The sequence below is a fragment of the Streptomyces sp. NPDC054770 genome, from assembly GCF_053611985.1.
Genome location: NZ_JBSHBL010000033.1, coordinates 34,285 through 56,708 on the forward strand (window position 1 = coordinate 34,285; position 22,424 = coordinate 56,708).

At 73.7% G+C, this 22,424-nt stretch carries 14 protein-coding genes; 7 read left to right on the forward strand and 7 right to left on the reverse strand.

Annotated elements, in window-relative coordinates; translation table 11 throughout:
- Positions 1-4: 4 nt before the first annotated feature.
- Both ACWGKQ_RS26670 and ACWGKQ_RS26675 read right to left on the reverse strand, forming a co-directional pair.
- Positions 5-2,197 carry a bifunctional serine/threonine-protein kinase/ABC transporter substrate-binding protein gene (locus tag ACWGKQ_RS26670; RefSeq protein WP_453294477.1) on the reverse strand — a complete coding sequence of 731 codons (2,193 nt, stop codon included), beginning with the start codon at positions 2,195-2,197 and terminating at the stop codon, positions 5-7.
- On the reverse strand, positions 2,190-3,086 hold the full coding sequence (locus ACWGKQ_RS26675) for a hypothetical protein (RefSeq protein WP_453294478.1): 897 nt from the start codon (positions 3,084-3,086) through the stop codon (positions 2,190-2,192). The genes ACWGKQ_RS26670 and ACWGKQ_RS26675 overlap by 8 nt, the downstream gene beginning before the upstream one ends.
- 227 nt (positions 3,087-3,313) lie before the next feature.
- On the opposite strand from ACWGKQ_RS26675, the gene add reads away from it, so the two are divergent.
- From add to ACWGKQ_RS26710, 7 genes are all read left to right on the forward strand, one after another.
- Entirely contained in the window at positions 3,314-4,330 is a 1,017-nt protein-coding gene (gene add / locus ACWGKQ_RS26680) for an adenosine deaminase (protein ID WP_453294479.1), read from the forward strand.
- A gap of 205 nt (positions 4,331-4,535) precedes the next feature.
- Positions 4,536-6,104, forward strand: a complete 1,569-nt coding sequence (locus tag ACWGKQ_RS26685) for an acyl-CoA carboxylase subunit beta (RefSeq protein ID WP_453294529.1) — start codon at positions 4,536-4,538, stop codon at positions 6,102-6,104.
- A gap of 79 nt (positions 6,105-6,183) precedes the next feature.
- Complete coding sequence (locus tag ACWGKQ_RS26690; RefSeq protein ID WP_453294480.1) at positions 6,184-7,944, forward strand: fatty acyl-AMP ligase; 1,761 nt, start codon at positions 6,184-6,186, stop codon at positions 7,942-7,944.
- Positions 7,941-12,047 (forward strand): beta-ketoacyl synthase N-terminal-like domain-containing protein, encoded by a 4,107-nt coding sequence (locus ACWGKQ_RS26695; protein WP_453294481.1) that lies wholly within the window; start codon positions 7,941-7,943, stop codon positions 12,045-12,047. The genes ACWGKQ_RS26690 and ACWGKQ_RS26695 overlap by 4 nt, the downstream gene beginning before the upstream one ends.
- Before the next feature lie 9 nt (positions 12,048-12,056).
- On the forward strand, positions 12,057-13,067 hold the full coding sequence (locus ACWGKQ_RS26700) for an alpha/beta hydrolase (RefSeq protein WP_453294482.1): 1,011 nt from the start codon (positions 12,057-12,059) through the stop codon (positions 13,065-13,067).
- Between the two features lie 122 nt (positions 13,068-13,189).
- Positions 13,190-14,467 (forward strand): PucR family transcriptional regulator, encoded by a 1,278-nt coding sequence (locus ACWGKQ_RS26705; protein WP_453294483.1) that lies wholly within the window; start codon positions 13,190-13,192, stop codon positions 14,465-14,467.
- A gap of 82 nt (positions 14,468-14,549) precedes the next feature.
- Positions 14,550-15,191, forward strand: coding sequence for a cutinase family protein (locus tag ACWGKQ_RS26710; protein WP_453294484.1), 642 nt, complete (start codon positions 14,550-14,552; stop codon positions 15,189-15,191).
- A 70-nt stretch (positions 15,192-15,261) separates the two neighbouring features.
- Here ACWGKQ_RS26710 and ACWGKQ_RS26715 read toward each other — a convergent pair whose 3' ends face one another.
- From ACWGKQ_RS26715 to ACWGKQ_RS26735, 5 genes are all read right to left on the reverse strand, one after another.
- Positions 15,262-16,983 carry a hypothetical protein gene (locus tag ACWGKQ_RS26715; protein WP_453294485.1) on the reverse strand — a complete coding sequence of 574 codons (1,722 nt, stop codon included), beginning with the start codon at positions 16,981-16,983 and terminating at the stop codon, positions 15,262-15,264.
- A 113-nt stretch (positions 16,984-17,096) separates the two neighbouring features.
- Positions 17,097-17,525 (reverse strand): OsmC family protein, encoded by a 429-nt coding sequence (locus ACWGKQ_RS26720; RefSeq protein ID WP_453294486.1) that lies wholly within the window; start codon positions 17,523-17,525, stop codon positions 17,097-17,099.
- 36 nt (positions 17,526-17,561) lie between these two features.
- Entirely contained in the window at positions 17,562-18,296 is a 735-nt protein-coding gene (locus ACWGKQ_RS26725) for a hypothetical protein (RefSeq protein WP_453294487.1), read from the reverse strand.
- Positions 18,297-18,383: 87 nt separating this feature from the next.
- Entirely contained in the window at positions 18,384-20,753 is a 2,370-nt protein-coding gene (locus tag ACWGKQ_RS26730; RefSeq protein WP_453294488.1) for a bifunctional salicylyl-CoA 5-hydroxylase/oxidoreductase, read from the reverse strand.
- Complete coding sequence (locus ACWGKQ_RS26735; RefSeq protein WP_453294489.1) at positions 20,750-22,390, reverse strand: AMP-binding protein; 1,641 nt, start codon at positions 22,388-22,390, stop codon at positions 20,750-20,752. Before ACWGKQ_RS26735 ends, ACWGKQ_RS26730 begins: the two co-directional genes overlap by 4 nt.
- Positions 22,391-22,424: the final 34 nt, after the last annotated feature.

The window sequence follows — 22,424 nt, forward strand, 5'->3', positions numbered from 1 at the left end:
TCCGCTACCCCTTCGTCTGCTTGGCCAGGATCGGCCCGACCTGTCGGAACCGCCCGTCGTGCACCTGGTGGACGTAGGTCTCACCGCCCATGGTCCGCGCGTCGGCGTTGAACTGGTTGTAGTCGTTGAAGGTGTAGGTGCGCGCGATGCCCTGGTAGGTGGCCTTGTGGAGACGCAGGGCGAGGGCGAGCCGGTCGGGGCGGCCGCCGCCGGACGGTACGGTCCGGGCGAACTCGCGCAGCACCATCCGGACGCTGTCGTACGCCTCGGCGCCGTACGGGTCCGGGATGCCGCCGTACCGCTTGCGCCAGGCCGCCGTGAACCGCTCGGCCGCCTTGGTCTTCAGGGCGCTCGCGTCGACGGCGGGTGTCACCACGAACCAGCCCTCGCCCGCCGCGCCCGCGAGCTTCGGGAAGTCGGAGCCGTACAGGAGATGGGACATCCAGCGCGGTCCGGTGAAGCCGGCCGCCGACAGTTGCCGGGCCGCCCGGACCGTCGCGTCCAGCGGGCCCAGGTACACGAAGTCGCGGACCTTGCGGGCGAGGACGGAGGCCACGGCGGCCGGGGCGTCGCCGGTGTCCTCGGCGACGACCTCCGGGACCACCTGAGAGCGCAGCGCACTCCACCACTGGGTGGCCAGGACACTGCCCTGGTCGTACTCGACAGAGCCCCCGGAGCGGTCGATGACGATGCCCGCCGGGGCGACCAGGCCGCCCACCAGCGCTTGCAGGGCGATCGCGGTGCCCGCCGCCTGCTGGCCGGTGCCGGTCTGGAAGGTGACGGTCGGCGACCAGACGTAGTAGTCGTTCTGCCCGGTGGTGCTGGTGATGTGGGTGAGCTTCGCCGACGCGTAGACGCGTGAGGCAGCCCGCAACGTCAGCTCGGTGACCGGGCCGAGCACGGCCACGACAGCGCGGTCCGCGGCCAGTTCGTGGGCGACCGCGGTGGCCCCGTCGACGGTGCCGTGGTCGTCGAGGACCCGTACGCCGAGGTCGAAGGCGCGGCCCGCGGTCGCGTTGTGCTGGGCGACGGCCAGTCGCGCGGCCCGTTCACAGGCCCGCGCCAGGGGCGCCGCCGCCCCGCTCTTCGTCACCTGCACACCGAGCACGTACGACGGCCGGGCCGCCGTCTTCTGCCCCGAGCCGCCGTCGCGTCCCGCCGCCCACAGCGCCGCCCCGGTACCGCCGCCCGCCAGCAGCACCGCGCCCCCGGCCAGCAGCAGGCGCCGCCGGGAGGGGCGGGCCGGCTGCCCGGTGCCGGGGTCGTCGACCACCGTGGGTTCGATGTCCGGCAGGGCGAGGCTCTCCGCCGACCGGGCCGCCACCATGCGGGCGACCGGGTCCGGCAGCCAGGCCGACGGCGACTCCGGTGCGCCGGCGGGCGGCCGTAACGGAAAGTCCTCGGCGAGCCGCAGCCGCAGGTCCCCGGCGCCCGGCCGCTCGCCGGGGTCCTTGACGAGGCAGGCGTCCAGCGTCTCGCGGAGCCCGCCGGTGACGCCGTCGAGGTCGGGCTCGTCGTGCACCGTGCGGTAGAGCAGCGCGTCCGGTGCGCCGGTGCCGAACGGCGGGCGGCCCGTGCCCGCGTACGCCAGCACACAGCCCAGCGCGAAGACGTCGCTCGCCGCTGTGGCCGCCTCGCCGCGCGCCTGCTCGGGGGCGAGGAAGCCCGGGGTGCCGACCACCATGCCGGAGGCGGTCAGGGCGGTGTCGTCGGCGGACCGTGCGATGCCGAAGTCGATCAGGCGGGGGCCGTCGACCGCGAGCAGCACATTGCCCGGCTTCACGTCCCGGTGGACGAGTCCCGCCGCGTGCACGGCGGCCAGCGCCTCGCCGAGCAGCGCGCCCAGCACGCGTACGGCGGCCGGTGGCAGCGGTCCGTGCGCGGCGACCGCCTCCGCGAGCGAGGGACCCGCCACGAACCCGGTCGCCAGCCACGGCTCGCGGGCCGTGGCGTCCGCGCCGAGCACCGGTACCACCCAGGGGCTGTCGGCCCGGGCCGCCAGCTCCGCCTCCCGCGCGAACCGGGCCCGGAAGCCGTCGTCGGCGGCGCTCTGCGCCTGGATCACCTTCACGGCGGCCAGCGCACCCGCCTCGGAACGGCCCAGGTAGACCACGCCCATACCGCCGGCGCCGAGCCGCCGCAGCAGTCGGAAGCCCCCGACCGACGACGGGTCGGACGGCCGCAGCGCCTCACTCATCGCCCGCTCCCTTCACCTCGGTGGACGGAGCGGTGGACGGGGTGGCGGAGGCCCGGTCCCGGCCGTAGCGGTCCACGTCCGCCGTCACATAGCCGACGCCCGTCAGCGCGGCGTCGGTGAGGGCCGTCTGCTCCTCGTCGCTCTCACCGGCGGCATGCCGCACGGTCGCCGCCACGGTCACCGGGCCGAGCCGGTGCTTGAACCAGTCGAAGCGGCGCGACTTCGCGTCACCGTCGACGACGTACTGGCCGAACTCGGTGAGGTCGTCGTCGGTGGTGGCGTTGCGCTGTTCGTCGAACGGGTCGCCGCGTGAGGTCATCTTCTGCACGGTGTCGGTCGCGTTGAGCCGTTCCTCCGGGCAGCGCAGCGGTTCGTCCAGCGAGGACGCCATGTCCCGGCGGGCCTGGCGCGTCGAGATGTGCACGGTGACGGTGAGGGACACGTACACCGCGCCCGCGCCGTCGGTGCCCGGCCGGACGAACGACCTGGTCAGACTGGCCAGCACGGTGGACGGGAGCGCCTCGCGGCGCCACAGGCAGTCCTCGCCGAGCACGGCCCAGTCGGTCGGCCCCAGTTCGTACGGGTCCCGTCTGCGGTACCCGGTGCCGAAGTAGTCGGGCTGCACGGTGAGCCCGCGGACGAACGCCACGGCCTCGGCCCGCGTCTTCGGCGCGGCGGCCTCGGACAGCGTGTACGGCCGGCTCGACGCGGACGGAGACGCACTCGCGCCCCCTGAAGCACCCGCGCCCGCCGAGGCGCTCGGACTCCCCCCGGCTGTCGCACCCGCCGTGTCCTTCGGCGTCGCGCCGCCGTCGTCCTGTCCGCCGTTCGTGCAGCCCGCGAGCAGCAGTGCCACTGCCGCCGCGGACAGGACCGGTCCCCGTCCCATCACGCTCACCCCCAGCAGACCGCCGTACGGCCCTCCCCTGGCGGCCGCACGTCGAACGTAGCGCCATCCTGTGTCAACTGGGCGTGCTGAAAAAGGAGTTGATTCGAACGGTAACCCCTTGGCCATCAGCCGGTGACAGTTCGCGCCGGGCGGGGGTGCGGGAGCGGTGCCCTCGAGCCTCGTTGACTCCGGCTCCGTGGCCTGCCTAGCCTGCGAGCGGAGGACCTGTGACCGACGACGACCTGACCGAGTTCATCACCCGCCTGCCCAAGTGCGAACTGCATCTGCACATCGAGGGCACCCTCGAACCGGAACTGAAGTTCGACCTGGCCGCACGCAACAACGTCACGCTGCCGTACGCCGACGCGGCCGGGATGCGGGCCAGTTACGCGTTCCACGACCTGCCCTCGTTCCTGGCCGTGTACTACGAGGGCATGTCGGTCCTGCTGACCGAGGCCGACTTCTACGACCTGACGTGGGCGTATCTCACCAGGGCGAAGGAGCAGAACGTCAGGTACGCGGAGATCTTCTTCGACCCGCAGGCGCACACCTCCCGCGGCGTCGAGTTCGGCACGGTGATCCGCGGGCTGCGCCGGGCGGTCATGGACGCACGCCGGCTGCTCGACGTACGGGCCCAGCTCATCATGTGCTTCATGCGGGACCTCTCCGCCGAGTTCGCCATGGCCACGCTGATGGAGTCCCTGCCCTACCGGGACTGGATCATCGGCGTGGGACTGGACTCCGACGAACGGGACAACCCGCCGGCCAAGTTCGCCGCCGTCTTCGCCCGGGCCCGGGCCGAGGGCTACCAGCTGACGATGCACTGCGACCTGGACCAGGAGAACTCCCTCGACCACATCCGCCAGTGCCTGGACGACATCGGCGTCGACCGCATCGACCATGGCGTGAACTGCCTGGAGAGCGCCGAGCTCCAGGACGAGATCAGGCGGCGCGGACTGGGCCTGACCGTGTGTCCGATCTCCAACGGCTATGTGCGCGGCGCCAGTTGGCAGGACGCCGTTCGGAAGCTGCTCGACGCGGGACTGCGCGTCACCGTCAGCTCCGACGACCCCGCCTACATGAACGGCTACGTGACCGAGAACCTCCTCGCGGTGCAGGCCGCCACTCCGCTCACGCCGGCGGAACTCGTACGGCTCCAGCGCAACGCGTTCGAGATCGCCTGGCTGCCCGGCGCCGTCAAGGACGCCTATCTCGCCGAACTGGACGGCTACCCCGCTCCGTAGCGGCGGCGGGGCCCCGGCCTTGTCACGTCCGCACGAACCTCCGGCTCCGGGCACTCAACTCCCGCAAACAGCACGGCAATCGACCGGCTCCCCTCCCGCATCACTGCCACATTCGAGAACAATCTCGGAGGTGGCTGTGAGGCGAGAGACGAGCACATCCCCTGCGGCGGCGGCGGCCGCGGCCGCGGCGGTGACGGCTACGGCGGTGACGGCTACGGCTGCGGCGGCGAGATCCGCCGCGGACCACGCCACGGACCGCACCGCCGAACGCATCGCCGACCTGGACCGCCGCACGGCACAGGCATGCGCACCGGGGGTGCCGAGAAGACGCGGGGCGCTCGGCGCCCGGCAGCGGATCGAACGGCTCCTCGACGAGGGCTCGTTCACCGAGACCGGTCTGTTCGTCCGCGCCCGGCCGACGGAGGACCGCGCCCGCCGCCCCTACGGCGACGGGGTCGTCACCGGGTACGGCACGGTCGACGGACGCCGGGTCTGCGTGTTCGCCCAGGACTCCACGGTCTTCGGCGGCAGCATGGGCGAGGCCTTCGGCGAGAAGACCGTGGCCCTCATGGACCTGGCGCTGAAGACCGGCTGCCCCGTCATCGGCCTCAACGACTCCGGCGGCGCCCGCATCCAGGAGGGCGTCGCCGCCCTCGCCCTCTACGCCGAACTGGTGCGCCGCAACGTCCAGGCGTCCGGGGTGATCCCGCAGATCTCCGTCATCCTCGGCCCGTGCGCGGGCGGCGCCGCCTACTCACCGGCGATCACCGACTTCACGGTGATGGTCGACCGCACCTCGCACATGTTCGTCACCGGCCCCGACGTCATCGAGACGGTCACCGGAGAGCGCACCACCGCCGAGGAACTGGGCGGCGCCCGCGCCAGCAACGCCGTCAACGGCAACGCCCACTTCCTCGCCGCCGACGAGGAGGACGCCCTCGACACCGTACGCGACCTCCTGTCGTACCTGCCCGGCAACAACCTGGAACGGCCGCCCGAGTACGCGCCCGGGGCCGCGTCCGCCGGAGACCCGCTCGACCGGATGGTCCCCGACCGGACCGACCACGCCTACGACATGCTCGGCATCCTGCGCTCGGTCGTCGACGACGGCGAACTCCTCCCCGTGCAGGAGCTGTTCGCGCCGAACATCGTCTGCGCGCTCGGGCGGATCGAGGGCAGTACGGTCGGGATCGTCGCCAACCAGCCGCTGCACGCCGCCGGCGTCCTCGACATCGACGCCTCCGAGAAGGCCGCGCGCTTCGTCCGGTTCTGCGACGCGTTCGGCATCCCGCTGCTGACCTTCGCCGACGTCCCCGGCTACCTGTCCGGCGTCGGCCAGGAACGCGCCGGCATCATCCGGCGCGGCGCCAAACTTCTGTACGCCTACGCCGAGGCGACCGTCCCGAAGGTCACCGTCGTGGTCCGCAAGGCGTACGGCGGCGGGTACGCGGTGATGGGCTCCAAGCACCTCGGCGCCGACGTCAACCTCGCCTGGCCCACCGCCCGGATCGCCGTCATGGGCGCGCAGGGCGCCGTCGGCCTGCTGCACCGGCGTGAACTGGCCGCCGCCGACGACCCCGAGGCGCTGCGCGCCCGTCTCGTCGCCGCGTACGAGTCCATTCACGGGACCCCGTACCCCGCCGCCGAACGCGGATACGTCGACGCGGTCATCGCCCCCCGCGACACCCGCGCCCACCTGTGCCGCGCCCTGCGCGCCCTGCGCGGCAAGCGGGCCCCGATGCCGGAGCGCCGGCACGGCAACATCCCCCTCTGATCGGCCTGCTCCGATCTCCCTGCGCACACAGCTCGTCCCGCTCGTCAGCCGAACCCGCGATGTGAGGAGCCACGCCCGCATGGACAGCCGCCGCCCCCCGCTCGCGCCCACGTACCGGACCCTGCCCGAGTACGTGCGGCACTGGGCCGAAACCACCCCCGACCGCCGGGCGTTCAGCTTCGTCGACCACCCCGCCCCGCACGCGCGCGGCGTGCACCGCACCCTCACCTGGCAGCACCTGGACCTGCGGGTGCGGGCGCTGGCCGCCCGGCTCGCCGAAGTGGCGGAGCCGGGCGACCGGGTCGCGCTGCTGTGTCCCCAGGGCACGGACTACGTCACCGGGTTCCTGGCGGCCCTCACCGCCGGACTGGTGGCCGTACCCCTGTATCCGCCGGGCCTGCCCGGGCACGGTGACCGGCTCGTGGCGGTGCTGGCCGACGCGCGGCCCGCGGCCGTCGTCACCACGGCCCGGGTCGCGGTGGAGGTCCGGGACCTCTGCGAGCGCGTGCGGGTCCCGGCCGTCGTGGCGGACCGGATCCCCGACACCGGCGCCCGCGACCGGCCGGCGCCCGCGCCCGAGTCCACCGCCTACCTCCAGTACACCTCCGGCTCCACCCGCACCCCGGCGGGCGTGGAGATCACCCACGCCAACGTGGTCGCCAACGCCCGCCAGGCGCTGACCGCCTACGGCGCCGACACACAGCCGGTGACCTGCGTGGGCTGGCTGCCGCTCTACCACGACATGGGACTGGTGCTGAGCGTCGCGGCGCCGGTCGTGCGGGGTCTGCTGTCGGTCCTCATGGACCCGGCGGCGTTCCTGCACGAGCCGGCGCGCTGGCTGCGGCTGCTGGCCGCCCATCCGCGTGCGCTGAGCGCGGCGCCCAACTTCGCCTACGACTACTGCGCCGCCGCCGTCACCGACGCGCAGAAGGCGGAGCTGCGGCTGGACGGTGTCGCCGCGCTGATCAACGGCAGCGAACCGGTACGGCCGGGCACCGCCGACCGCTTCCACGCCGCGTTCGCCGGGCAGGGGCTCGCCGCGGAGGCCCACTGTCCGTCGTACGGGCTCGCCGAGGCCACCGTCTTCGTCAGCGCCGCCCGGCCGGGCGAGCCGATCGCCCGGTTCGCCCTCGACCGGGACGCGCTGGCCGCCGGCAAGGCACTGCCCGCGCGGCCCGACGACCCCGCGGCCGTGCTCCTGGCCGGCTGCGGCACCCCCGTCGAACAGCGCGTCCGCATCGTCGACACGGCCTCCCGAGCCGTCCTGGCGGACGGTGAGGTCGGCGAGATCTGGGTGCAGGGGCCCAACGTGGGGCGTGGCTACTGGAACAACGCGGCACAGACCATGCGCGTCTTCGGCGCCACCCTCAGCGAGGGCGACGGCGCGGGCGCGGAGGCGGCGGCGCCGGGCGGCTGGCTGCGTACCGGCGACCTGGGGACGGTGCTGGACGGCGAGCTGATCGTCACGGGCCGCCTCAAGGACCTCATCGTGGTCGACGGCCGCAACCACTACCCGCAGGACGTTGAGGCCACCGCCCAGAACGCGCACCCGGCCGTGCGGCGCGACCGGCTCGCCGCCTTCGGGGTGCCGGGCCGCGCGGGGGAGGAGGTGGTGGTCGTGGCCGAGCACGCGCGGACCACGGGCCTCGGCGAGATCGACGTACCGGCCCTGGTGCGGGCCGTGCGCGCGGCCGTCTCCGCCCGGCACGGACTGCGGCTGGCCGACGTCGTCCTGGTCGCCCCGGGCACGGTCCCCCGGACCTCCAGCGGCAAGGTGTCACGGGCGCTGACCCGGGCCCGGTACCTGGCGGGGGCCTACGCGCCGGAGACGGTGGCATGACGGCCGTGGACGCGGCCGCGGTACGCCGTCTGGTCGCGGAACGGGCGGCCGCCTGGCACGGCACCGCCCCCGCCGACGTGCCGATGGACCTGCCGCTGGCCGACCTCGGCATGTCCTCCCGGGACGCGGTCGTGCTGGCCGGGGAGCTGTCCCGGCTGACGGGGCGCGAGCTTCCGGCGACCCTGCTGTGGGAAGCGCCGACCGGGGACGCGCTGGTGGCGTACCTGTGCGACACCGCCGCGCAGCACATCCCAGCGCCCGCGCCGCCGCTGCTCGAAGAGCCCGCCGAGCCCGCCGAGCCCGCCGAGCCCGCCGAACCGGCTGCGACGGCCGAACCGGTCGCGGTCATCGGCGTCGGGTGCCGGCTGCCCGGCGGCGTGCACGGGCCCGCCGACTACTGGCGGCTGCTGCGCGACGGCGTCGACGCGATCGGCCGCGTCCCCGCGGACCGGTGGCGCGATGTCACCGCCTTCGCGCCCGCGGACGCGCCCGCGTCCGGCGGCTTTCTCGACGACATCGCGGGGTTCGACGCCGCCTTCTTCCGCATCACACCGCGCGAGGCCGCCGTGCTCGACCCCCAGCAGCGGATCCTGCTGGAGGTCGTCCAGGAGACGCTCGACCACGCCGCCGTCCCGGTCACCGCCCTCGCCGGTACGGCCACCGGGATCTACGTCGGCGTGTCCGCCCCGGAGTACGGGCAGCTCACCGGCGCCGACCCGGCCGCCGTGGACCCCTGGGCCCCGGCGGGCGCGGCGCTGAGCGTGACCGCGGGCCGGCTGGCGTACGTCCTGGACACTCATGGACCGGCCCTCGCCGTCGACACGGCCTGTTCGTCGTCGCTGGTCGCCCTGCACCAGGCCTGCGCCGCTCTGCGCACCGGCGAGTGCGACACGGCGATCGCCGCCGGGGTCAACGTACTGCTGTCGCCCGCCGTCGGCGTCGCGTTCGGACGGGCCGGAGCGCTCGCGCCGGACGGCCGCTGCAAGCCGTTCGCCCGGGCGGCCGACGGCATCGGGCGCGGCGAGGGCTGTGCGGCCGTCCTGCTGAAACGGCTCTCCGACGCCGAACGGGACGGCGACCGGGTGCTCGCCGTGGTCCGGGCCACCGCCGTCAACTCCGACGGCCGTTCCAACGGCCTCCTGGCCCCCAACCCCGGCGCCCAGCAAGCCCTGTTGACCACCGCCTACGCACGCGCCGGTCTGGACCCGGCCCGCATCGACCACGTCGAGGCGCACGGCACCGGCACCCCGCTCGGCGACCCCATCGAGGCGGCGGCACTCGACGCCGTGCTGGGCGCGCACCGAGATCCCGAACAGCCGCTGCTGCTCGGCTCGGTGAAGGGCAACCTGGGCCATCTGGAATCCGCCGCCGGCCTGGCCGGCCTGGTGAAGACGGTGCTCGCCCTGCACCACGACAGCATTCCGCCGTCGCTGCACTGCGCCGACGGCAGCGCGCTCAAGGACGTACGGCTGCGGGTGGTGACCGAGCCCGAGCCCTGGCCCCGCTACGGCGGCACGGCCACCGCAGGTGTCTCGGGCTTCGGGTTCGCCGGCACCAACGCCCATGCCGTACTGGCGGAGCGGCGCCCCGGCACCCCGCCGCCGACCGGGCCCGAACCGGCCGCCCGCCTCTACCTCCTGTCCGACGCCGACACCGAGCGGGTCCGGGACACCGCGGGCCGGCTGGCCGGGTGGCTCCGGTCCCCCGAGGGCGGCCGGACCCGCCCGGCCGATGTGGCGCGCACCCTCGCGGGCCGTACCGGGCGCGGGCCGGTGCGCGCCGCGGTCATCGCCCACGACCACGACGAACTGGCCGACGCGATGGGCGCGTTGGGCGGCGGACTCCCGCACGCGAGCGTACTGACCGGCGACCGCGACCGCGTCGGACGCGGGCCGGTATGGGTGTTCTCCGGCTACGGCGGTCAGTGGCCCGGCATGGCACGCGGACTGCTCGCCGAGGAACCGGCCTTCGCCGCCGCCGTCGAGCGGCTCGACGCACCGCTCGCCGCCGCATGCGGCTTCTCCCTCCACGAACAGCTCGTCTCCGGACGCGCGCTCGACCGGCTGGAGGTGGCCCAACCTGCGCTTTTCGGCATCCAGTTGGCGCTCGCCGAGCTGTGGCGCTGGTATGCGGGCGAGCCGGTCGCCGTCATCGGACACTCCATGGGCGAGGTGGCCGCGGCCGTGTGCGCGGGCGCCCTCGACGTGCCGGAGGCGGCGCGGGTCATCGCCGTACGGGCCCGGCTGCTCGGCGGGCTGCGGGGCGGCGCGATGGCGGTGGCCGACCTGACCGACGACGAATTGCCCATGCTGGAACGGGACTTCCCCGGCGTCCAGGTCGCGGTGCACTCCTCGCCCCGGCAGAAGGTCGTCACCGGGGACGAGGCGGCGGTCGCCCCGCTGGTGCGCCTGCTGGAGGAACAGGGCCGCGCCGTGCGGGCCATGCGGGTCGTCGGTGCCGGACACTCGCCGCGGGTTGACCCGCTGCTGCCGGAGCTGACCGAGGCCCTGTCGGACGTCCGCGGGCGGCCGCCCCGGGTGCCCGTCTACTCCACGGTCCTGGACGACCCCCGCGGCGACAGCGCGTTCGACGCCGCCCACTGGGCCGCCAACCTGCGCCGGCCGGTGCGCCTGGACCGGGCCCTGGCAGCGGCCGCGGCCGACGGGCACACCGCCTTCGTGGAGATCTCGCCCCACCCGGTGCTGACCCGGGCCGTGACCGACAACGTGCCCGGCGCCCTCGCGGTGGGCACGCTGCACCGCGACGCCGACGGATCCGCCGCGTTCCTGAAGCAGTTGGGCGCCCTGTACACGGCGGGACTGCCCCTGGTGATGCCGCCCGGCCGGGTGGTCGACCTGCCCGCACCACGCTGGCGGCACACCCGGTACTGGTGGACGGACGGCCGCCCCACCGGCTCGGGGCCGGCGCGGTGGGACGAGCCCGGGCCGGCTCCTGCCACGGACGCTCCTGCCGAGGATGCTTCGGCCGCGGGCGCTTCGGTCGAGGACACCTCGCTCGACGGCACCTCGGCCGTCGCCCGCCTGCGCCGCCACATCGCCGCCGTCACCGGCCATCCGGCCGCCCGCATCACACCCGGCACCGCACTGGCCGACCTGGGTCTGGACTCCCTGATGGCGACCCGCATCCGCACCGCCCTGGAACGGGAGTCCGGGACCGAGCTGCCCCTGCGCGACCTCCTCGCCGCCACGACCGTCGGCGAGGCGGCCGCCCGCATCCGGCAGTCGGCGCCGGTCGGGCCCACCCCGCTGCGGCCGCTGCACCGCACCACCGGCACCCGGCCGCCCCTGTTCCTGTGCCACGCGGCCGGCAGCCCCACCACCGTCTACCGCGCACTCGCCGAACGGCTCACCGAGCAGCCTGGTGGCAGCGACCGCCCGGTGTACGGACTGGAGCGGCTGGAGGACTCCCGTACCGTGCCGGAGAAGGCCCGCCGCTACGCCGAGGCGATCAACGCCGCCCACCCCGACGGGCCGTGCGTGCTGGGCGGCTGGTCCTTCGGCGGCTTCCTCGCCCAGGAGACGGCACGGCAGCTCACCGCCGCCGGACGGGACGTGGAACTGGTCGTGCTCATCGACTCCGTACGCCCGCTCCCGAGACCCGGCACCACCGAGGCCGACCGTGTCCGCGCCCATCTCCTCGGCTTCGCCCGGCACATCGCCGACACCTACGGAGTCCGGCTCGATCTGCCGTACGACGACCTCGTGGCCACGGCCGACGACGGCGAGCGCATCGACCGCGTGCTGCGCGCCCTGCGGGAGGCCGCGGTGCTGCCGCCCGCCGCGCTGGCCCACCAGCGCGCCTCCTACCTGGACCTGAGGATCGGCGAGGCGCACCGTCCGGGCCGCCACGACGGCCGGGTCGTCCTCTTCCGGGCCACCGAACCCGCCCCGCACACCGTGCGCGACCCGGCCTACGAACGGGACGACGACACCCTCGGCTGGGACGAGGTGTGCCCGCGGCTGGAGGTCGTACCGGTCCCCGGACACCACCTGTCCCTGCTCGACCCGCCGCACGTCGACGAGATCGCCGCCCGGCTGCGGCGGCTGCTCGCCGCGCCGGACGGACCCCCACAACCGGACTGAGGAGCCGCCATGCCGCACCACTCCGCCGGAATCCCGCGGCGCGCCGCCGGAATCCCCCGGCGCACCACCGGGATCCCGCGACGCGCCGCCGGAATCTCCCGACGCGCCGCCGCCAGGGCCGTGGCGGCCACCGGCCTGGCCGCCCTGTTCGGCGCCACGGCCGCCGCGGGCCGCGCCCGGGCCGCCACCCAGGTCGGGCCGCGCACCTTCGACGTGTCCGTCACGTCGTCCGCGCTGGGCCGCAGCGCACCGGTCCGGCTCGTCCTCCCGTCGGACTTCGGCACGCAGACCACCCGGACCTACCCCGTCCTGTACCTCCTGCACGGCGCCCACGACGACTACACGTCCTGGACCCGGGAGACGGACATCGAGACCTTCACCGAGGGCCGGGACCTGATCGTGGCGATGCCGGACGCGGGCCCCACGGGCATCCCCAGCGCCTGGCGCGGCGGCCCCGACTACGAGACCTTCCAGCTCCAGGAGGTCCCCGCGCTGCTCGCCCGCGACTACCGGGCGTCCGGGGTACGGGCGGTGGCCGGGGTCTCCACGGGCGGCTACGGGGCGATGGCGCACGCGGCCCGCCACCCGGGCGCGTTCACCGCGGCCGCCTCCTACAGCGGCATCCTCGACACCACGGCGGCCGGCGTGCCCACCCTCGTGGGCGCCATCGTGGCCCGCGAGAGCCTGCTGCCCGACTCCCTCTGGGGCAACCCGCTCCTGAACGCCCTCGTCTGGCAGGACTTCGACCCGCGGGCCCGCGCCACCGGACTGCGCGGCACACCCCTGTACGTGTCCCAGGGCAGCGGGATCGGCGGCGGTGCCGTCGGCGACTGGTCGGCCGGGGTCCTGGAAGGCCTGCTGTGGCCCTGCGCGCACAGCTTCACCACCGCCCTCGCCCTCCTCGGCATTCCGGCCACCACCCACTTCTACGCGGGCGGCGGACACAGCTGGGACTACTGGAAACAGGAGTTCACCGCCTCGTGGCCGATGCTCGCCGGTGCGCTGGGAGTGCCGGAGTGACGTCCGCGCAGCCAGGGCACGGAACGGAGCGGAGGGGACGCCCGTCCAACCCGGGGCGTCCCTCTCGCCCCACGGGCAACGGCCCATGGGGGAGCCGCCTCCGGGTGAAAGGAGTGTCCGCCGTGGCCGTCCCCACCCCACGCGGCATGCCCACCGAACCCGGAACCGCCGCGGTCACCGCCCCGGTCCCGCCCGAGCTCGCCGAACTGCTGCGCGCCCAGCTGGAGGGGGTCGCGGACGAGGTGGAGGCGGAGGTGCGCCGGCAGGTCCCCGAGTACGCCCGGCCGGCCGACGAGGCGTACGGGCGCAACCTCAGGGCCGGGGTGGTGCAGGCGCTCACCCTGTTCGTCGACCACATCGCCGACCCGCGCGGCCAGGGCGACGCGATCGCCGCCACGTACTACGAACTCGGGCGCGGCGAGGCGCTGGCGGGCCGCGGCCTCGACGCGTTGCAGTCCGCGTTACGGGTGGGCGGCCTGCACGCCTGGCGGCTGATGGGGCGCACGGCCGAGCAGCTCGGCCTGGACTCGACGATCGTGGCCGCGCTCGGTGAACTGGCCTTCCGGACGGTGCACGAGGTCGCCGAGGCGGCCGCCGCCGGTTACGCGGAGGCCAGGTCGCACAGCACGGACGAGCTGGAGCGGCGGCGCAGGCGGCTGCTCGCTCTGCTCCTTGAGGAGGGACCGGTGGCCCCCGAGGCCGTGCAGGACCTGGCGCACGGCGCGCGCTGGCGGGTGCCGAAACAGGTCGCCGTGGTCGCCCTGGCGGCGGATCCGCGGGCCGAGGAGCGGCCGCCGGCGATGCCCGGGGCCCTCGTGGACATGGACTCCCGGCCCCCGCGCGTCCTGGTCCCCGACCCGGAGGGCGCCGGCCGGTTCGGCGGCCGTTCCCTCCTGCTCGGCCTGCAGGGCCGCCCGGCGGCGATCGGCCCGACGGTCCCGGTCACCGAGGCCGCGCAGTCGCTGCGCTGGGCCACCCGGGCCCTCGGCCTGATGGGCCGCGGGATCCTGCCCCGGCAGGGCGTGGTCCGCTGCGCCGACCACCTGTCGACCCTGCTCCTGCACAGCGACGAGCCGCTGCTCGCCCGGCTGGAGTCCCGGGTCCTCGCCCCGCTGGACGCCGTCTCCGAGGGCCAGCGCCCCCGGCTGGCCGAGACCCTGCTGACCTGGCTGCTGAGCGGCGGCAACGTCCCCGACGTCGCCGCCCGCCTCCACATCCACCCCCAGACGGTCCGCTACCGCCTGCGCCAGCTGGAGAAACTCTTCGGCGACCGCCTCCACGACCCCGACGCCCGCCTGGATCTGATCCTTTCCCTGCGCTTCTCGCTGCGCCTCGGGCAGAACCAGGTCCCACTCACCACAGGTCAAAAATCCGGCGGATTTCTGAATAACCGTCCATAACACCCCGTCAGGAAACGCGAATACCTTCGGGAACGTCCTTTTCCGCAGGCGCCAAATGCGCCCGACCCGCAAAGGATCCCCCATGCGTATCCGCTTGTGTCTCGCCGCCCTCTCCCTGGTCGGCGGGGCCGGACTGACCGCTCTCTCGACGCCCACGGCATCGGCCGCCACCTGCTCGGACATCGACGTCGTGGCGGCCCGCGGCACCTTCGAACCGGGCACCCTCGGCCTGATCGTGGGCGACCCGGTGTATTCGGCGCTGCAGAAGAAACTGACCGGCAAGAACCTCTCCAGTTATGCCGTGGACTATCCCGCGGACCTTTCCCTGACATCGGCCGCGCAGGGAAACGCGGATCTGGTGAACCACGTCACCGCGCAGGCGGCCGCCTGCCCCGCCCAGCGTTTCATTCTGGTCGGTTACTCGCAGGGTGCGAACGTCGTCGACAACTCGGTGGGAGTCAGCAGCGCCGGAGCCCTGGTCGGCAGCCCCATCGTGGCGACCATCCCGGCCGCGGTCGAGCCGAGGGTCGCCGCGGTGCTGCAGTTCGGCAACCCGATCCGAGCCCTCGGCAAGAGCATCACCGGCACCTACCAGAGCCGCACCATCGACTTCTGCGCCACCGGTGACCCCGTCTGCCAGAACGGCGGGGACGACGTACTGGCCCACCTCGGCTACACGTCCGACGCCGACGCGGCGGCCACGTTCGCCGCCGGCAAGGTCTGAGCCGTACCGCATCACCACGCCGCGAAGGGCCCGGGAGGATCTCCCGGGCCCTCCTGCCGTGCGGAGACGGCTACTGCGGAGTCCGCGCGAACGCCGCGAGGCTGGTGGAGACGGGTTCGGGCAGGCCGTTGTTCTGCACGGGCGCCGCGGTCAGCACGTCGAGGTGCTGGTACCCGGCGGCGACCACCGGATGCAGGCCGGCCGGGATCCGCCCGGCCAGCAGTCCGTCGCCGGCCAGCACCGTGAGCGTCGGATCGGCGGTCAGCCCCTCGGGGTGCACGAGGAGCTGCTTCACCTGCGGCGAGTCGGCCAGTTCGAGGTCGGTGACCAGCTTGGTCGGGAAGTACTGCTCGGTGAAGTCCAGCGGCTGCTCCGCCAGGCTCCGGGCCAGCTCCCTGATGTCGGTGACCTCCTTCGAGGCGTCGGTGAACGGTGTGCGGTCGGCCGACCGGTACCCCGGGTCGTCGGCGGCGCCCACCCGGTCGTAGTCGCGCCAGGTGTACAGGGGCCCGTGCGGCTGTGCCGGAATGGCCTTGTACTCCACGCCGAACAGCTGCGTCGGCTGCGAACTCCCGTTGGCGGCAGGGAAGTTCTTGTCGGTGATCGGGCCGCCGTCGAAGAAGCCCACGCTGCTCTGCAGGAACGCCAGCGGTACGGAGTCGTCGTCCATGAGTGCTCCGAGCACGGCGTCGCCGGTGAGCCGGAAGTCCTTCACCGCGGGGGAGCCGGTGAGGAACGTGGCGGTGTCCTTGGAGAACAGGAACCTGTTGGTGGCCTCGATGTCGACGTCGGAGGGGAGGTAGGAGGGCAGGTCGGACTCGGCGTCCGGAGCCTGCAGGGCCCCCACGCCGGCGATGGCGAGCAGGGTCATGGTCTCGGGGTTGAGCAGCACGGGCGCGGACAGCGAGCGGGACAGCAGGCCGCTGTCCAGGCCCGCCTGCACGGCCGCGTAACCGAGGCCGACGTCCGGCAGGTCGGTGTCGTCGGGAATGCTGCCGCTCAGGTCGGCCAGCGAGGTGGAGACCGTGGTGTCCAGGGCGAAGTACCCGGCGCACTGGTTCTCCCCGGCGTCCGCCGTGGTGGCGGGGTCGCCGTCGAAGTCGGCGGCCGCGAAGTACCCGGTGATCACCCCGCCCAGCGAGTGCCCGCCGCACAGCACCTTGCGCCTGCGCAGCCCCTGGTCGGGCAACTCGGCGGTGAGCAGGTCGTACTCGTCCCGGACGGTCTGCTCGATGCCGAGCTTCGCCATCCAGCCCTGCTGGTCGTTGCCGACGAACCCGGCGAAGGTGCGGCCGGCGACCTCCCGGCCGCGGTAGTAGTAGTCGACGGCGGTGTGCTCGTCGCCCGACTCGATGCCGGTGTGGTCCTCCAGGCAGTCGGAGCGCCGGTCCAGGGCCCAGAACTCGATGTGCTGCCCCTGCGCGGCGGCCCGCGCGACGGTGTCGCGGGCGACGCTGTCGAACGCCCCGGCGCCCTCCAGGATGCCCGGCTGGGCCACCAGGATCCGGTCGGCGTCGGCCGACCGGCTCGGCCCGTCGGCGGCGCGGTAGCGCAGGTACGACAGCCAGTCGCAGGCCGCCGGACGGGTCCCGAACGACTGCGGCAACGGCACCTTCACCCGTACCACCGACTCGGCCACACCGTCGGCCGGATGCGTCGACGCCACGGGTGTCTCGGTCCGGGCGTCCGCTCCCTGGGCCTGCGGGGCCACCGCGGCGAGCGACCCCGCGGCCAGCAGCACCGCCAGCGCGGCGCCGCGCCATGTCCTTCCTGTGTTGCGAGTAGTCCTCATGGCCGGACCGTAGGCCCGCTGAGCAGGAGCTTTCAGGAACTGCTCACAACAGCGCAGCGCCCGGCGCCCCGCTTGTCACCGCCACGCAGCCCGGGCCCGTACCGCGACGGACGTCAGGCGTCCTCGACCGACACGGCGACCGGCGTCCCGGCCTCGATCGTGCGGCTGACCGTGCACAGCCGGTCGTGGGAGACGGCGACCGCCCGGGGCAGGATCGTGCGGGCCCGGTCGCCGGCCGCGCCCTCCGGGAAGGCGACGGAGAAGGCGACCGCGAGGTCCGTCAGCCGGTTGCCGCCCTCGTCGGTGACCTTGTCGCCGCTGACGGTGACGGTGAAGGTGACCGGCTCCGCGTGGCGGGCGGTGGCGACGTCGACGTCGGCCGCGGTACAGCCCCCGATCGCGGCGAGCAGCAGCTCGACCGGGGTGAATTCCGTGCCGTCGCCGGTGCCGAAGTCGATCGTGCCGCCACGGGCGTTGGTGGCCGTGAAGCGGCCGGTGCCGGTGCGCTCGACCGTGACCAGGCGCAGGGAGTCTTCGCTCATGGAGACGAACCTAAGGCAGCCCGGCCGTCAGTGCCGTCAGTGCAGGATGTTGACGGCCCGCGCCACCACCAGGACCACCGTCACCAGAGAGACCGAGGACTGCACCATCATCAGCATCTTGGCCCAGTGCGACAACGGCATCACGTCGGTCGGGCTGAAGGCGGTGGAGTTGGTGAAGGACAGGTACAGGTAGTCGAGGAAGCCCGGCTCCCAGTCCGGCGGCGCGGTCTCCGGACTCTGCATCTGCACGAAGAGGAAGTCCGCGAACTGGTGCCGGCCGAGGACCCGTGCCATCGGCCCGCCGCGGTCCCACTCCCAGTACCAGAGGGCGAACACGATGACGTTCGTCAGCCAGATGCCGCCGCCGGTCAGCAGCAGCGGCCCGGCGTCGCTGCCCTCGGTGCCGTTCACCAGCCCCGCCACCAGCCGGACCGCCGCCCAGCCGTTGGCCAGGCTGATCACCCCCATCAGCACCAGCCCCAGCAGCCGCAGCCACCGGGTGCTGGGCTCGACCCGCCGGGGGTTGCCGGCGATCAGGCCGGCCAGCAGCGCCGCCTCCAGGACCGGCAGGGCCCAGAACGGCTGGAAGGCGAGCCGGTGCGGCAGCATCAGCTGGAGCGCGATCGCCACCCCGATCACGGCGGTCACCGCCCACCGCGGCTCGCCCTGCGTCGCCCGGCGCCACGCGGGCACCACTTCGTGCTCGCCGCTCTCCAGCAGCCCCTCGATCCGGGTCAGTCGGTTCTCGGCATCGGACATTCGGTCGGTCATGACCACGATTGTCCCGACACCGCACGCCGACCGGTCCACCGGCTCTCCAGGAGCCGCCCCGCGGGCGCCAGCCGCCGGACCGGCGGCTCAGGCCGGCGTCCGGCCGGGCGTCCACCGCAGGTGAACCGTGTCCTGGGCGGTCTCGCGCAGCAGCGCCAGGCGCGGCCGGACCGCGTCCGTCCGTGACGTCGGCGGCTTGCGGCGCCCGGCGGCGAACTGCACCGGCCACTCGGCGCCGGACCCGCGGTACTCCTGCTCGGCGGCCGCCTGGAGGGTCCACTGCGGGTTGTAGAGGTGGGTACGGCCCAGCGCGCACAGGTCGGCGCGCCCGGCCAGCAGGATCGAGTTGACGTCGTCGTACGACGAGATCGCACCGACCGCGATCACGGCCGCCCCCGCCGGGGCGGCGACCTCGTGGCGGATCCGGTCGGCGAACGGGGTCTGGTAGGAGCGCCCGAACGCGGGCTTCTCGTCCTTGGTGACCTGGCCGGACGACACGTCGACGGCCGCCGCCCCGTGGGCGACGAAGGCACGCGCGATCTCGACCGCGTCGTGCTCGGTGTTGCCGTCGGGGACCCAGTCGGTCGCCGAGATCCGGACCGTGACCGGACGGTCGGCCGGGAAGGCGGCGCGGACCGCGTCGAACACCTCCAGGGGGAAGCGCAGGCGGTTCGCCAGGTCGCCGCCGTACTCGTCCGTGCGGTGGTTCGCGAGCGGGGAGAGGAAGGAGGAGAGCAGGTAGCCGTGGGCCGCGTGCACTTCGAGCAGGTCGAAGCCCGCCGCCGCGGCCCTGCGCGCCGCCGCCGCGAAGTCGGCGACGACCGCGTCCATGTCCTGCCGGGTCATCTCCCGGGGCACGTGGCAGCCGGCGCCGTACGGGAGCGCGGAGGGGCCGACGACCTCCCAGTTGCCCTCGGCGAGCGGCTCGTCCATGCCCTCCCACATCAGCCTGGTCGAGCCCTTGCGGCCGGCGTGGCCGAGCTGGAGGCCGATCCGTGCCGTGCTGCGGTCGTGGACGAAGGCGGTGACCCGGGCCCAGGCGTCGCGCTGGGCGTCGTTCCACAGGCCGGTGCAGCCGGGGGTGATCCGGGCCTCGGGCGAGACGCAGACCATCTCCGTCATCACGAGGCCCGCCCCGCCGAGCGCCTTGGAGCCCAGGTGGACCAGGTGGAAGTCGCCCGGCATGCCGTCCACCGCCGAGTACATGTCCATCGGGGAGACCACGATCCGGTTCTTCAGCTCCAGGCCGCCGATCGAGAACGGCTGGAACATCGCCGGGGCCGGCTCCGGCAGCCCCTGCGCCTCGGCGAAGCCGCGCTCGATCAGCTCGGCGAAGCCGGGGTCGCGGGACCGGAGGTTGTCGAAGGTGATCCGGCGGGAGCGGGTGAGCAGGTTGAAGCAGAACTGCGCGGGGTCCTGACCGGCGTACCTGCCGATGTTCTCGAACCACTCCAGGGAGGCCTGGGCGGCCCGCTGGGTGGACTCCACCACGGGCCGGCGCTCGGTCTCGTACGCCGTCAACGCCTCGTCCACGGTGGGGTGTTCGTGCAGGCACGCGGCGAGCGCCAGGGCGTCCTCCATCGCCAGCTTGGTACCGGAGCCGATCGAGAAGTGCGCGGTGTGGGCGGCGTCGCCGAGCAGCACCACGTTGTGGTGGTGCCAGTGCCGGTTGCGGACGGTGGTGAAGTTGAGCCACTTGGAGTTGTTGGTGAGGAGTTCGTGACCGGCCAGTTCCGCGGCGAAGATCTCACGGACGCGGGCGACCGACCGCTCGTCGGAGACACCGGGCGGGAACTCCTCGCCCTCGCTCGCGTCGAAGCCGGCCCGGCGCCACACGTCCTCCGCCATCTCGACGATGAAGGTCGAGCCGCCGTCGGAGTACGGGTACCCGTGGATCTGCATGGTCCCGAACTCCGTCTGCTTGACGAAGAACTGGAAGGCCTCGAAGACCCGGTCGGTGCCCAGCCACATGTACTTGTTCGCCCGCGGGTCCAGCGTCGGGCCGAATGCGTCGGCGTACTTGGTCCGTACGGCCGAGTTGAGACCGTCCGCCGCGATGACGAGGTCGTGGGTCTGACGCAGCTCGTCCACGTCGGGGGCGAGGGTCCGGTAGTGCACCGTGACACCGAGCTCCGCGACCCGCTCCTGGAGGATGTGCAGCAGGTCCTTGCGGGCCATGGCCGCGAAGCCCTGGCCGCCGACGGTGAACGGGTGCCCGTCGAACTCGATGTCGATGTCGGTCCACCGGGCGAAGCGGCTCTCCATCGCCTCGTGGACGACGGTGTCGGCGTTCTCGATCCCCCCGAGGGTCTCGTCGGAGAAGACCACCCCGAAGCCGAAGGTGTCGTCGGGCGCGTTGCGCTCCCAGACGGTGATCTCGTGGGCGGGGCTGAGCTGTTTGGTCAGTGCGGCGAAGTAGAGCCCGCCCGGGCCGCCGCCCACGATCGCGATCCTCATGCCTGGTTCTCCTTCTCGATCAGGCGGCGCAGCAGGTAGTGCTGGAGCTTTCCGCTGGTGTTGCGGGGCAGGGCGTCGGTGAAGCGCACCGCGCGCGGGTACTTGTAGGGCGCCAGCTGGGTCTTGACGTAGTCCTGGATGTCCTTGGCCTTGGCGTCGTCGCCGGTGACCCCCTCGCGCAGCACGACGAAGGCGCAGACGACCGAGCCGCGTTCGGGGTCGGGCTTGGCGACCACCGCGCACTCGACGACGTCCGGGTGGGTGTCGATCGCGGCCTCCACCTCGGGGCCACCGATGTTGTAGCCGGAGGAGACGATCATGTTGTCGGTACGGGTGCGGTAGTAGAAGTAGCCGTCCTCGTCGCGGACATAGGTGTCACCCGTGACGTTCCAGCCGTTGACCACGTAGTCCTCCTGGCGCCGGTCGTCGAGGTAGCGGCAGCCGACCGGACCGATCACGGCCAGCCGCCCCTCGACACCGGGGCCGACCTCCTCGCCGTCGGGGCCGAGGACGGTGGCGCGGTAGCCGGGTACCGGCCGTCCGGTCGCTCCGGGGCGGATGTCGTCACCGGCGGCGGAGATGAAGATGTGGATCATCTCGGTGGCCCCGATGCCGTCGATGACCTTGATCCCGGTGTCGGCGTGCAGCCGCTGCCACACCTCGTCCGCTATGTGCTCCCCGGCGCTGACCGCGGTGCGCAGGCCGCGCAGCCGGTCGGCCTTGCCCGCCTTGAGGATCTGCTTGTACGCCGTCGGCGCGGTGGCGAGGACGGTGACCCCGGCCCCGGCGACGAGTTCGGCGAGCGGCTCCGGTGCGACGGCCTCGGTCAGCAGCGCGCAGGCGCCGGCCCGCAGGGCGCAGACGACGAGGATGCCGAGGCCGAAGGTGAACGCGAACGGCGCGGTGCAGGCGACCAGGTCGTCCGGCCGCAGCCGCAGGACGTGCCGGCCGAAGGTGTTGTCGATGGACAGGATGTCCCGGTGGAAGTGGGTGGTGATCTTCGGTACGCCGGTGCTGCCGGACGTGGGCCCGAACAGGGCGACGTCGTCGGCGGCGGTGTCCACCGCGGTGAACTCCGCCGGCTTCGCCGCCGCCCTGCGGGTCAGGTCGTCGGGTGCGTCACCGCCGTACGCCACTATCGTGAGGTCCGGCGCGGTGGTGTCGCGGACGGCCGCGACGTCCTCGGTGAACCGGTGGTCGACCAGGGCGACGGCCGGCCGGGTCTTCGCCACGATCGGGGTGAGCTCACGGGCGCGCAGGGCCGCCATGGTCGTCACGACGATGCCGCCGGCCTTGAGCACGCCGAGCCAGGCCGCGACCGTCCAGGGGTTGTTGGGGGAGCGCAGCAGCACCCGGTTGCCGGGCGTCAGGCCGAGGTCGTCGGTGAGCACATGGGCGATCTGGTTGGCGCGGCGCAGCAGTTCGCCGTAGGTCCACACCTCGCCGTCCGGGGTGCGCAGGGCGGGGCGGTCGGGGCCGAGGGCGGCGGTGGGCACGTCGATGATCTCGGCGGCGGCGTTGAGGCGCTCGGGGTACTGGAGTTCGTCCGTGGTGAACTCGATGACCGGCCACAGCCGGTGCGGCGGGAGGTGGTCGCGGGCGAAGGTGTCCGGGTAGGCGGACGGCGACAGAGCCATGGGAATTCCTTTCTGCGGGGGCTGCCGGGGTCCC